General features: G+C 70.2%; 9 protein-coding genes. 7 read left to right on the forward strand and 2 right to left on the reverse strand.

Annotation, left to right across the window (positions count from 1 at the left end; genetic code table 11):
- Nucleotides 1–22 precede the first annotated feature (22 nt).
- Genes ACLQ6X_RS09815 through ACLQ6X_RS09830 form a run of 4 tightly spaced genes read left to right on the forward strand, consistent with a single transcriptional unit; the run spans nucleotide 23 to nucleotide 4,232 of the window.
- The gene (locus tag ACLQ6X_RS09815) at nucleotides 23–1,438 is read left to right on the forward strand and encodes a serine hydrolase domain-containing protein (protein WP_411699986.1); all 1,416 of its coding nucleotides are present in this window, start codon (nucleotides 23–25) and stop codon (nucleotides 1,436–1,438) included.
- A 28-nt stretch (nucleotides 1,439–1,466) separates the two neighbouring features.
- Nucleotides 1,467–2,006 (forward strand): GbsR/MarR family transcriptional regulator, encoded by a 540-nt coding sequence (locus ACLQ6X_RS09820; protein ID WP_411699987.1) that lies wholly within the window; start codon nucleotides 1,467–1,469, stop codon nucleotides 2,004–2,006.
- A gap of 8 nt (nucleotides 2,007–2,014) precedes the next feature.
- The gene (locus ACLQ6X_RS09825; RefSeq protein WP_411699988.1) at nucleotides 2,015–3,673 is read left to right on the forward strand and encodes an ABC transporter ATP-binding protein; all 1,659 of its coding nucleotides are present in this window, start codon (nucleotides 2,015–2,017) and stop codon (nucleotides 3,671–3,673) included.
- A gap of 4 nt (nucleotides 3,674–3,677) precedes the next feature.
- Nucleotides 3,678–4,232 (forward strand): GNAT family N-acetyltransferase, encoded by a 555-nt coding sequence (locus tag ACLQ6X_RS09830; protein ID WP_411699989.1) that lies wholly within the window; start codon nucleotides 3,678–3,680, stop codon nucleotides 4,230–4,232.
- Between the two features lie 84 nt (nucleotides 4,233–4,316).
- On the opposite strand, the gene ACLQ6X_RS09835 is transcribed toward ACLQ6X_RS09830, so the two are convergent.
- Complete coding sequence (locus ACLQ6X_RS09835; RefSeq protein ID WP_411699990.1) at nucleotides 4,317–4,805, reverse strand: Dps family protein; 489 nt, start codon at nucleotides 4,803–4,805, stop codon at nucleotides 4,317–4,319.
- A gap of 193 nt (nucleotides 4,806–4,998) precedes the next feature.
- Here ACLQ6X_RS09835 and ACLQ6X_RS09840 point away from each other — a divergent pair, with 193 nt between their 5' ends.
- Genes ACLQ6X_RS09840 through ACLQ6X_RS09850 form a run of 3 tightly spaced genes read left to right on the forward strand, consistent with a single transcriptional unit; the run spans nucleotide 4,999 to nucleotide 8,574 of the window.
- Nucleotides 4,999–6,480 (forward strand): multicopper oxidase family protein, encoded by a 1,482-nt coding sequence (locus tag ACLQ6X_RS09840; RefSeq protein WP_411699991.1) that lies wholly within the window; start codon nucleotides 4,999–5,001, stop codon nucleotides 6,478–6,480.
- Nucleotides 6,467–7,849, forward strand: a complete 1,383-nt coding sequence (locus tag ACLQ6X_RS09845) for a sensor histidine kinase (RefSeq protein ID WP_411699992.1) — start codon at nucleotides 6,467–6,469, stop codon at nucleotides 7,847–7,849. The genes ACLQ6X_RS09840 and ACLQ6X_RS09845 overlap by 14 nt, the downstream gene beginning before the upstream one ends.
- Nucleotides 7,846–8,574, forward strand: coding sequence for a response regulator transcription factor (locus tag ACLQ6X_RS09850; protein ID WP_411699993.1), 729 nt, complete (start codon nucleotides 7,846–7,848; stop codon nucleotides 8,572–8,574). Before ACLQ6X_RS09845 ends, ACLQ6X_RS09850 begins: the two co-directional genes overlap by 4 nt.
- Before the next feature lie 28 nt (nucleotides 8,575–8,602).
- Here ACLQ6X_RS09850 and ACLQ6X_RS09855 read toward each other — a convergent pair.
- On the reverse strand, nucleotides 8,603–12,192 hold a 3,590-nt coding region (locus tag ACLQ6X_RS09855; protein WP_411699994.1), incomplete at its 5' end, for an SCO7613 C-terminal domain-containing membrane protein.

Raw genomic sequence — 12,192 nt, forward strand, 5'->3', positions numbered from 1 at the left:
CTTCCCAACCAAAGTGAACCCCATGCCCAACCCCGCCGTCGACGCTCTCACGGCGGTCTTGCCATACATCGACTCCTGGCTCCAATCCCGCGCGGGTAATACGCGCACCCCCGGTGTGCAGGCCGCCGTCTACTTCGACGGCGCCCTGCAGTTCTCGAAGGCCTACGGTTTCGCCGACGTGGAGAACGGTGTCGCACTGACATCCGATCATCTCTTCCGGATCGCTTCGCACTCGAAGACGTTCACCGCGACGGCCATTTTGCAACTGTTCGAGGCGGGCGAGCTGCGACTCGACGACCCAGCGGGTAATTTCGTGCCCGCGCTCGTCGAGGCCGGCTCGCCGGTGGCGGAAGTCACCGTGCGTGAGTTGCTCGAACACTCCGCGGGAGTCATCCGAGACGGCCTCGACGGAGACTACTGGCAGCACGTTCGCGCCTTCCCCGACCAGGCGGAACTCATAGCGATGATCATCGAAGGCGGCGACAAGGCTCTGCCAGGGGAGGGGTTCAACTACACCAACGTCGGCTACTCGCTGCTCGGCCTCATCGTGGCCGCCGCTAGCGGGCGCAGCTACAACGACTACGTCACTGCAGAGATCGTCGACCGGCTCGGACTGAAAAACACCGGTCCCGAGCTCGACGCCCTCCGGGCAGACGAGTACGCACGGGGGTACACCGGCTTCCACACGACGCTCGATCGCCGTCCCGTCGACCACGTCGACACCCGCGCCATGGCCGCTGCCACCGGCTTCTACGGAACGGCTGAAGATCTCGTGCACTACTTCGCCGCGCATTTCCCGGGCGACGAGCGCCTAGTGAAAGATTCCAGCAAGCGGATGCAACAGCGCGAGCAATGGCTGAGCGATACGGCGACGCCTGGTGCCGCACACTACGGACTCGGCATGATCATCGAACGCATCGGTGACCATCGTGTTGTCGGGCACTCGGGCGGCTACCCCGGCCACATCACCCGCAGCCTGTTCGACCCGGCCGCGGGCCTCGCGATCTCGGTGCTCACCAACGCGGTCGACGGCCCGGCCGCCGAACTGTCGAACGGCGTGCTGCGTCTCATCGACGCCGCTCTCGTGCAAACCCCGGCGCTCTCGCTCGCGGCGCCCGCCACGGCGCGCACCGACATCCCGTCTGCACGGTTCACCGGGCGGTTCGCAAACATGTGGGGTGTGCTCGACGTCGTGCAGCTCGGCGAGCGGCTCGTGTCGCTGCACCCCGGCAGCCCGAACCCCCTCGACGGCCTCGACGAGCTCGAAATCGTCGACGAGAACACGCTGCTCATTCGCAAGGGCAGCGGCTTCGGTTCGGTGGGCGAACGCATGATCTACGAGTTCGATGCCGGCGGCGCGGTGGTATCGGTGCGCGGCAGCGGAGGCATGAGCCTCTGGCCGCTCGGCGCAATGGGAGAGGTCCACCCGCTGACATAGGCTGGCCGGACATCACCGAGGAGACGTCATGACAGATCGCGATGTGCCCGCCATGGGCGAGGATATCGATGCCGACGAACAGCGTCGTCGCGCCTACGCCGACGAATTCGGCGCTCTGCTCTCGAGCGCGGGTTCGCCCACCATGGACGGCAGGGTGCTCGGATACCTCATGATCATGCAACAGCCCTTCATATCGTCGGGTGACCTCGGTGCTGTGCTCAACGCGAGCGCCGGATCGGTATCGACGAGCACCCGTCGCCTGCTCGACATCGGTTACATCAAGAGGCACGTCGTTCCCGGCGATCGCAGCCACTACTTCCGCGCCGACCGCGACATCTGGGGCTCATGGCTCGCCGGCGAGCGGCGGTATCTCGATCGCGAACGCGAGCTGATCGAGTACGGCCTTTCGATCATCGACCTCGACGACGAGAGAAACTCCGCGGCGCACGAGCGCCTCGTCAACGGCCGCGACTATTTCTCGTGGGTCGCCAATTATCACCGCAAGATGCACTCCGATTGGGAGGCCTTCAAGGCCACCCGTGACGCAGGAAACCCGACCAAGGAGTAACCCGGACCATGATCTCGCCCGCCCTGCCGCTGCTCGCTGTCGATGACCTTTCAGTGATTTTCGATGTCGACGGCCAACAACACGTCGCCGTCTCCTCGGCGAGCTTCGAGGTGCGTCGGGGCGAGATCCTTGCGATTGTCGGCGAGTCGGGTTCGGGTAAAAGCGTGTCGGCGATGTCGGTGCTCGGACTGCTGCCGGCCAACGCGACCGTGACCGGCAGCATCCGGTTTGGCGACGTCGAGCTGCTCGGGGCGCCCAAGTCGCAGCTTCGCTTGATCCGCGGCGCGCGTATCGCCATGATCTTCCAAGACCCTGCCGCCGCGTTGAACCCCGTCTTCACCATCGGCTTCCAGTTGATCGAGGCGATCCGCGAGCACGACAAGCAGCTCTCGAAGGCTGAGGCCCGCGCCAAGGCGATCGAGCTGCTCGAGTCGGTGGAGGTTCCCGAGGCGGCCAAGCGGATGGGCTACTATCCGCACCAGTTGTCGGGTGGCCAGTGCCAGCGCGTCATGATCGCGATGGCCCTCGCCTGCGATCCCGAGTTGCTCATCGCCGACGAACCTACGACCGCCCTCGACGTCACGGTGCAGGCCGAAGTGCTCGAGGTGCTGCGTTCACTTCGCGAAAGACTTTCTGCGAGCATCCTGATCATCACCCACGACATGGGCGTCGTCGCTGACATGGCCGACCGCGTCGTCGTCATGCGTCGCGGGGAAGTCGTGGAGACGGCCGATGCGACCACCCTGTTCGCCTCGCCGGCCGCCGCGTACACGCGCGAGCTACTCGACGCGGTACCGCGGCTCGGGGCGCGCGTCGCGCCGACAAGAGGACCGAATACAGAGGCTCCGGATGCCGCGGTGCCTGTTCTCGAGATCAGGCACCTCTCCGTGGACTTCGGAAGCACCATTCGGGGCAGATTCCGCGCCGTCGACGATGCGACCCTTACCGTGGGTCGAGGCGAGATTGTCGCCCTCGTGGGGGAGTCGGGGAGCGGTAAGACCACCCTCGGTCGCGCCGCGATCGGGCTCTCGCCAGTGAGCGCCGGCACCGTCGCGGTGAACGGGCTCGACCTGAAGACCGCGAGACGGGCCGAGCGACACGCCATGCGCCAGCGCGTCGGCGTCGTGTTCCAGAACCCCGCTACGTCGCTCAACCCCCGATACTCCATCGGCGAGACCGTGGAGGAACCGCTGCGGGTACATCTCGGTCTGCGCGGCAGCGCCCTGCGCGACCGTGCAGACGCGCTGCTTGCCGAGGTCGGTCTCGGCGGAGCGTGGCGCGAACGCTACCCGCACGAGCTTTCGGGCGGCCAGCGCCAGCGCGTCGCAATAGCCCGCGCCGTCTCGCTCGACCCCGCGTTGCTCATCGCCGACGAACCCACGAGCGCGCTCGACGTGTCGGTGCAGGCGAGGGTGCTCGACGTCTTCCGCGAATTGCAGCAGCGGCTCGGGTTCGCTTGCCTATTTATCAGCCACGACCTGGCGGTCGTCGACTCGCTCTGCGACCGGGTGGCCGTGATGCGGCGCGGCGTCATCATCGAGCAAGGAGAGCGCAGTGTCGTGCTGGGGTCGCCGCAGCACGACTACACACGGCGTCTCATTGCGTCCGCGCCCGTGCCCGACCCGGCCGAGCAGCGGGAACGCCGGCTCGCGCGCCTCGCGAGCTAGCGCCGTGGTGGCGGCCGACGGCTACCCGCTCGAGGTGCGGCCCGGGCTGACACTCGAGCTGCAGCATCCGGATCTCGCGGACGAGTATTTCGCGCTCCTGCGCGACAACCTTCCGCGCCTCGCGCCGTGGGAGCCGTGGGCGAACGACGAGCACACGCTCGCGACGACGCGCACCTATCTGGCGTGGCAGGCGCAGGCGTTCGTGTCGCGCACCCAGCTGCCGTTCGTGGTCGTGCTGGACGGCAAGGCGGTCGGCAGTTGCACCGCGCGAGTGGATGTGACCGAGGGCAACACCGAGATCGGCTATTGGGTCGGCGCGGGGGTCGAGGGCACCGGTGTCGCGTTCGAGAGCGTCGCCGCGCTCGTCGAGCACGTCTTCGATCGCGGCGACATGTTCCGGGTGCAGGCGCGCACGGCGGTCGAGAACGGGCGCAGCCGGGCGCTGCTCGAGCGGCTCGGATTCGAGCTCGAGGGCGTGCAGCGCAGCTCGCTGCAAATGCCCGGCAGGCGGGTCGACATGGCGGTCTACGCGCGGGTTAAAGCAGAAGCCGCCGGTTGAGTAGGCCGCTTGCGCCCGTATCGAAACCAGGTTTCGATACGGGCGACAGAGCGCCCTACTCAACCAGCGTGAGGGCTGCGGTGGCTACTTGCTCGCGAGGTGCGCGAAGAGGAACCAGCGGTCCTTCTCGAGGCCGCGGGCGATCTCGATGGCGACGTCCTGGCTGACGGCGTCGAGTTCGGCGAGCTCGGCGACGGCGGTGCGCACGGTGGCCAGGGTGGCGTCGATCGATGCGATGATCTGGGCGATCGTGACATCCGACTGCTGGAATCCGGCCGACAGCGGCGGGTTCGTGGCCTTGGCTCCGACGGTCTGGATGCGCACGTCGAGGGGGAGGCCGAGGGCGACGACGCGCTCGGCGGCGGTGTCGGCGTAGCGCTGCGCGTGCTCCACAACCTCGTCGAGCAGCTCGTGCACGGCCTGGAAGTTCGCGCCGCGAACGTGCCAGTGCGCCTGCTTGCCGTCGACGCCGAGGGCGGTGAGGTCGACGACCACGGGGCCGAGGAACTGGGCGACACCCGAGACGATGTCGGCGTCGATGGAACTCTGGGGAACAGCCTGTACTTCGGTCATGGGGAGGACTCCTTTTCTGACACTCACGAACGGGCGTCTACGTATGCTTCAACGGTACTCAGCCCCATATATTCCGCAAGCAAGCGAAGGCAACACTCAATGAGGTGAGGCTTGCTTAGGTGGGGCTAACCCCCGTGTCGATGCGGGCGCGGGCGTCATGGCGGGCCCGCGTCGCGGCCGCTTTGCTGGAACCATGACCAGCACGCGCTCCGCCCTCGCCGTCGCCCTCCTCGGCCTCGTTCTCGTCGGCTGCTCCGCGGGCTCGCCGACGGTCGACACCGTCGGAAAGGTGACGTTCGACACGCCCCTCGCGATTCCGCCGCTCGCCGAATCGACGACGGATGCGACCGGTCGCCATACCTTCGCCCTCACCGCCCAGAACGGTACGACCGAATTCACGCCGGGAATGCGCACGCAGACCTCGGGTTTCGACGGCTCGTACCTCGGGCCCACGATCGTCGCCGATCGCGGCGACGACGTGCGGATCGAGCTGCACAACGCCCTCGACGAACCGACCACGGTGCACTGGCACGGAATGCACCTGCCGGCCGCGGCCGACGGCGGGCCGCACCAGCTGGTCGAGCCGGGCGCGCGGTGGTCGCCCGAGTGGACGGTCGACCAGCCGGCGGCGACGCTCTGGTATCACCCGCATCCGCACGGCGAGACGGCGAACCAGGTGGGGCGGGGCCTCGCCGGCATGGTCATCGTGCGCGACGAACCCGAAGCGGCGCTTCCGCTGCCGCGCGACTACGGCGTCGACGATGTGCCCGTGATCGTGCAGGACGCCCGCTTCGTCGACGGCCGACTGTCGAGCGAGTCGCGCGACTACGTCGGTGTGCTCGGCGACACCCTGCTGGTGAACGGCACCGTCGGCCCGCAATTCGAGGTGACGACCGACGTCGTGCGTCTGCGCCTGCTCAACGCGTCTCCGGCGCGCGTCTACAACTTCGGCATCGACGACGGCCGCGACCTCGCGCTGATCGGCACCGACGGCGGCCTGCTCGAACGGCCGTACGCGACGCCGTCGGTTCAGTTGTCGCCCGGCGAGCGCGCCGAGGTGCTCGTGCGCATGGCGGCGGGCGAGACGGCCCGGCTGCAGTCCCGCGACGTCGGGCTCGGTGGCAACGGTCTGGGCGGGGCGAACGGGGCCGCCGACCGGTTCGACGTGCTCGAGCTCGTGGCGTCCGCGGCCCTGAACTCCGTCGGCACGGTGCCGTCCGAACTGGTTCCGATGGAGCGGCTCGACGACCTCGATGCGACGGCCGAGCGGCGGTTCGTGCTCGACGGCCTGCAGATCAACCAGCAGCCGATGGACCTCACGCGCATCGACGAGGTCGTCACCGTCGACGCCACCGAGGTGTGGAACGTGCGCAACAACATGGCATTGCCGCACAGCTTCCACGTGCACGACGTGCAGTTCCAGGTGCTGACGATCGGCGGGGATCCGCCGCCCCCGCAGCTCGACGGCTGGAAGGACACGATCCTGCTGCACCCCAACACCGACCACCGCATCATCATGCGGTTCACCGACTACACCGACCCGACGACGCCCTACATGTACCACTGCCACCTGCTGCAGCACGAAGACCAGGGGATGATGGGCCAGTTCGTGGTCGTCGAGCCCGGGCAGCGTGCGGGCACAATTGACCCAGGAGACACCCATGACCAGCACTGACCGAGCGGCGACCGTCCGCACCACCTACCTGTCGCTCTGGCGCACCGTTCCGAGGGAGCTCGGCTTCCTCGTGCTCACGCTTCCGGTCGCCGTGATCGGCTTCTCGACGGTGATCACGCTGTTCTTCGCCGGCATCGGAACGATCCCCGTGTTCCTGATCGGTCTGGCGGTTCTCGTCGTGGCGCTGTATGTCTCCCGGTTCTTCGGCGAGTTCGAACTCATCCGGCTGGGCTGGGCGGGACGACCCGCCATCAGGCGCCCGCTCTGGGCCGAGGCGACCAGGGGCCACGGCTTCTGGAAATGGCTCGGCTCGGTTCTCGGCGGCGCCCACTACTGGCTCTACCTGCTGCACACCATGGTCGTGAACTTCGCCGTCTCGCTCGCGACCTGGCTGGTCACGGTGATCTGGGTATCGGTGACGTTCTCGGCCGTCACCTTCTGGTTCTGGCAGATCTCGCTGCCCGACCGCGGCGGCGAGTGGTACGTGACCAGCGGGCTGCTCGAGGGGCTTGCCCCCGGCGTCGGCCGCGACGTGCTCGAGGCCGCGGTCGTCTTCGTGATCGGCGTGATCATGCTCGCCGCGCTGCCGTTCGTGACGCGCGGCCTCGTGCTGCTGCACGACGTGATCGCCCGGGTGACGCTCGGCGCGTTCGCCTCCGAGGCGCTTCGCGCGCAGGTCGGCGACCTCGAGGCGAGCCGCGGCGCCGCCATCTCGGCCGAGGGCCACTCGCTGCGCCGGCTCGAGCGCGACATCCACGACGGGCCGCAGCAGCGACTCGTGCGCCTGCAGATGGACCTCGCCGCCGCCGACCGCCAGCTCGACGCCGATCCGGTCAAGGCCCGCCAGCTGATCGCCGAGGCCATGGCCCAGTCGAAGGACGCGCTCGAGGAGCTGCGCGCGCTGTCGCGCGGATTCGCCCCGCCGATCCTGCTCGACCGGGGTCTCGTCGCCGCTCTGGAGTCGGCGGCGGTGCGCAGCACGGTGCCTGTGCGTGTGACGAGCGGACTGCCCGAGGGGCTCGAGCTGCCGCAGGAGATCGAACGCAACGCCTACTTCGTCGCGAGCGAGGCGCTCGCCAATGCGGCGAAGCACGCGGGCGCGTCGTCTGTCGAGGTCGGGGTCGCCCTGCGTCGGGTGCTCGAGACGGATGACACGTGGCTCGACGTCTCCGTCACCGACGACGGTCGCGGCGGGGCGGCCGAGGTCGCCGGGCACGGTCTCGCGGGCCTCGACGAACGCCTGCGCGGTCTCGGGGGCACACTCGAGCTCGACAGCCCGGTCGGCGGACCCACGGTGGTGACGGCGCACCTGCCGCTCGTCTCGAGCTACCCCGCCTCGACCGTCGCGCCGCCTACGCTGGAGGTATGACCGAACCCGACGCGTCCCGCGCGACCCCGCGCACCGCTCCACCTCGCGCAGAGGCACCGCGCACCGTGGCACCGCGCGGCGTGCCGTTGCGAGTGGTCGTCGCCGACGATTCGGTGCTGTTGCGCGAGGGCCTCGTGCGGGTGCTGGGCGAGGCCGGGGTCGACATCGTCGGCTCCTACGGCGACGCCGACCAGTTGCTCGCAGCCCTCGACCAGACGGCGCCCGACCTCGCGGTGCTCGACGTGCGCATGCCGCCGACGTTCCGCGACGAGGGCGTGCGGGCGGCGATCGAGGCGCGTCGCCGACGCCCGGGACTCGGCATCCTGCTGCTCTCCCAGTACGTCGAGGTGGCCTACGCGCAGGAGCTGCTCGCCTCGGGAACGGGCGGCGTCGGCTACCTGCTCAAGGACCGCGTCGCCTCGCTCGACGAGCTCGACGACGCGATCTCGCGCATCGCCGCCGGCGGCACCGTGCTCGACCCGGAGGTCGTGGCCCAGCTGATCGGCCGGCGCACCGACCCGATCGCCACGCTCACACCCCGCGAGCGCGAGGTGCTGGCACTCATGGGCGAGGGGCGCACCAACGCCGCCATCTCCGCGGCGCTGTTCATCGGAACCGGTGCCGTGGAGAAGAACGTCACGTCGATCTTCCAGAAGTTCGGGCTCGACGACTCGGGCAACGACCACCGCCGCGTGCTCGCCGTGCTGGCCTGGCTGCAGCGCTGACCGCTGCGACACTGACCCCGGCCGTCTGTCAGCGCAGGTTGCCGATGCTCGCCACCACGTTCTTCGCGGTGCGCAGGCTGCGTTCGTAGCGCGCGCTGAGCACGAGCACGACGATGCCGCCCGCGCCGGCCCACACCCACCACTCGGTCGACTCGTACACCGCGAGAATCTGCGGGGCGAACGTCGTGAGTCCGTGCACGACGGCGACAATGGCCCCGACCACGAAGGGCGCCTGCAGTCGGCGCAGCAGGCCGATCACCACGGCGGCGACCGCGAGCACCCCGAGCGCGACGAGCCGCCAGACGGCGGAGCCGTCGGACGACTCGATCAGCGACGGCAGGAAGAGCACGAGCATTCCGCCGCCGAGTGCCGTCGAGCTGCGCAGCCCCGGCTCGCGGGCGAGGCGTGCGCCGCCCGCGACGAGCAGTGACACCGCTATAGACACGCTCACCCACTCGACGTCGTCCACCGACCCGGAGGCGAGGGCCACCACGGCGACGACGGTCGCGGAGGCGAGCGCGACCCAGCCGGCGACGCGGTCGAACGGCAGCCGGTTGGTCAGCTGTCCGATGAGGTGTATCGCGGCGAACAGGGTGACGGCCAGGAGCGTGCGGGCGAAGCCGAGTGTCGTGGCATCGATCAGGGTCGCCTCGACGCCGACCACGATCGTCAGCCCGGCGATCGCGACGGCGCGGCCCGCGCGCGGCGTGAACGTTCGGTCGCCGGGCCGGCCGGAGCACTGCCCGTATGCCGCGATGACGAGAACCACGAGGGCGGCCGCGAGCCAGACGTCGGCCGTGGCATCCGCGGGCGAAGCCCACAGGCACCGTGCGACCGCGACGATGACGACGCCCGCGAAGCCGGCGATCGCGGACGCGTCGAGGTAGGGGCGCGCCCACACCGGCGCGCGTGTGACACTGCCGACGAGCAGCAAGGCGGACGCGACAGCGCCGACCAGCACGGCGCGGACGACCGAGTCGTCGTAGCCGCCGGCGTCACCGGCCGTGGACAGCGCGACCGGGACCACCGCCACGAGCAGCGCCGCGAGCACGAGAACCGGCGCCGCCGTTGCGCTCTCGGTCGCTCGACGCGCGCGCCAGTCGAGGGCGGCGATCACGAGAAGGGCCCCGGAGAGGGGCAGCACGTACGGCTCGACGGCGGTGACGGATGTCTCGTTGAGACGCCACCACAGCGCGAGCGTTGCCAGCGCCAGGGCCACCCAGCCGAGGTGCTTGCGTCGTCCCGTCGCGGCGAACAGCCCCTCGGGAGTGATCGCACCGACCAGCGCGGTCACTCCGGCGACGAGCAGCACGAGCCAGGTGTGGTCGCCGAACAGCAGCGCCGCGAGCACTGCGGACACCGCGACGAGGGCGACGCCGGTATCACCCGCGACGCGCAGGGTCGATCCGGTGCGGGCCGCGATCGCCAGCGAACCGCCGGCCGCGAGCAGTGCGGCCGCGATCGGGGCCAGCTCGACGAAGACGGACGCGGGTTCGAGCTCGTTCGGGATCGACGCGAGCAGCCAGGCCGTCGCGGGAGCGAGAGCGAACGCCGCCGTGCGTCGTTCGAACAGGAAGCCTCTCGCGGTTCTCGGCAGGAGCCAGCCGAGGATCGCGACGACGAGCGCGAGCGCAAGCACGACGTTCGTGCCGCTGAACGGTGCAGCCAGCACGATCGCCGACGCCGAGAGAACGAAGACGGCGCGGCGGTCGAGCGCGGACAACACACCGGGCAGGGGCACTGCGCTCAGCCCGAAGAGCACGATGGCGAGGGCCGCGACCGCGCGGGCCGGGTCGCCGAACTGATCGGTGCCGAACTGGTCAGTGCCGAACAGGTCCGCGCCGAACTGGTTGCCCGCGGCGGCGGCGCCGCCGAGCGCGACGGCGACGGCGGTCGCGAGAAGCACGGCGCGGGGTACGACGAGAGCACCGGCCACCGCGCCGCGCGCGGCCACGAGCAGCACCAGGGTCGCCACGGTGCCGAGCACCCAGATGTCGAGGCTCGCCCAGGAGAGCACGTAGGCGAGCGTCACGGTCACGCCGCCGAGCACCGCGAGCGGCAGGCGCAGGCGACGGACGGCCGCGGCCGGCCCGGCTGATGCCAGCCCGGTCGGCGCGGGCCCGGTCGACGCAGGCCCCGTCGATTCGACTACTCCGGCCACGGGGGGCGCCACCTCGGCTGACGCGGCGGTCCGCCCGGTTGCGGCGCGCTCGGTCCAGACGAGCGTCGCGACGCACGCGGCCGCTACTGCGAGCCAGCCGATGACGATGCCGCCGAGCGAACCGAGCAGGGGCACCAGCAGGGCGGCGAGGGTGACCGCCGCCCAGACTGTCGGTGCGCGCAGGCGGTCGGCGGTTCCCGTGAGACGCGCGAACGCCGCGAGCATAACGAGAACGACGACGAGTGCACCTGCCGAGGCCACCGTCTCGGGCGCCGGGTCGGCGACGGGGGTGCCGAAGTCGAGCGACCAGGCGCCCGACTCGAGGGCCGTCGTCACCGCCCTGACGCCGAGGACCACGAGGTGCGTCGCCGGGATGAGCAACATCGCGACCGCGACGGCGGCGGCCGTGTAGGCAGCCGTGCGGAGGGCCGACCGCACGAGCGGGGCCGTGTTGCGCAGCAGCACGAAGACGAGCAGTAAGACGATCAGCGTGGGGGCCACGGCGATGCCGACCATCGCGCCGGCGGTCGTCAGTGTGCGGAAGGCCAACAGCACGACCGCCAGGCTGGCCGCGAGGGCGCCGAGGGCAGAGAAGATCGAGGTCAGCACCCTGGCCACGATCGTCGTGTCGGTCGACCTGACGACGACGACCGCGTGGGCGACGGCGACGGCCGCCACCGCCCAGAGCGCGTAGGACACGCGCGGTTCGCCGACCCGTGCGATCTCCCATCCGGCGAAGAACGCTACGGATAGCCCGACGGCGCCGATGGTCGCGGCGACGGCGCGCTCGGCGACGGCGAGCGTCGGCTGGTCGGTGCCGCGCGACGCCACGAACGGGTGCACGAGCCCGGCCAGTCCCACCGCGAGGAACGCCGCGAACAGCCGGGTCGTGCCGTCGAGAGGCTCCGCGAGTCCGGCGACGAGCAAACCGACGCCGGGCGCGAAGGCGGTCGCCGCCGCCACCGACCCGACCCGTAGGGCGGAGGCGCGATGCCAGACCGTGAACCCCAGCGCGGAGACGACGAGGGTGGCGCCCCAGTAGACCAGGGCGTCGCTCGAGTCGGCGCCGAACAGGTTGTTGGCTCGGACGGCGAACGCGTCGAGGTAGACGAGCACCACGGCGAACACCCCGATACCCTCCGCCGTGCTGGTCAGCCGCTTGCGACGCAGCAGGGACGCCACCACGAATGCGGCGACCGTGATCGAGCCGATGATGACGCTACGCCAGACGAGTCCGTAGGTGATGAACGCGTAGACGAGGAAGTAGATGGCGGCGATCGACACGAGCGAGACGCCCACGATGAGGAGCGCCACCTGCACGCTGGAACGGCGAGCAGCGGGCGTGGCGGTGGCGGGGCGCGCATCGGTGACCGGCGCGCCGGACGTGGCGTCAGGCGCGGGCGACGCGGCAGCCGGGAGAGCCGCGGGCGACGAGACGGGCGGCGGCGAAGCCGCGG

Origin of the sequence: Conyzicola sp. (genome assembly GCF_046714715.1) — a bacterium.
Lineage (GTDB): Bacteria > Actinomycetota > Actinomycetes > Actinomycetales > Microbacteriaceae > Conyzicola.

Coding starts and splice junctions, on each gene's coding strand:
- ACLQ6X_RS09850 (WP_411699993.1), top strand. CDS start 7,846: ATGACCGAACCCGACGCGTCCCGCGCGACCCCGCGCACCGCTCCACCT.
- ACLQ6X_RS09840 (WP_411699991.1), top strand. CDS start 4,999: ATGACCAGCACGCGCTCCGCCCTCGCCGTCGCCCTCCTCGGCCTCGTT.
- ACLQ6X_RS09825 (WP_411699988.1), top strand. CDS start 2,015: ATGATCTCGCCCGCCCTGCCGCTGCTCGCTGTCGATGACCTTTCAGTG.
- ACLQ6X_RS09815 (WP_411699986.1), top strand. CDS start 23: ATGCCCAACCCCGCCGTCGACGCTCTCACGGCGGTCTTGCCATACATC.
- ACLQ6X_RS09820 (WP_411699987.1), top strand. CDS start 1,467: ATGACAGATCGCGATGTGCCCGCCATGGGCGAGGATATCGATGCCGAC.
- ACLQ6X_RS09835 (WP_411699990.1), bottom strand. CDS start 4,805: ATGACCGAAGTACAGGCTGTTCCCCAGAGTTCCATCGACGCCGACATC.
- ACLQ6X_RS09845 (WP_411699992.1), top strand. CDS start 6,467: ATGACCAGCACTGACCGAGCGGCGACCGTCCGCACCACCTACCTGTCG.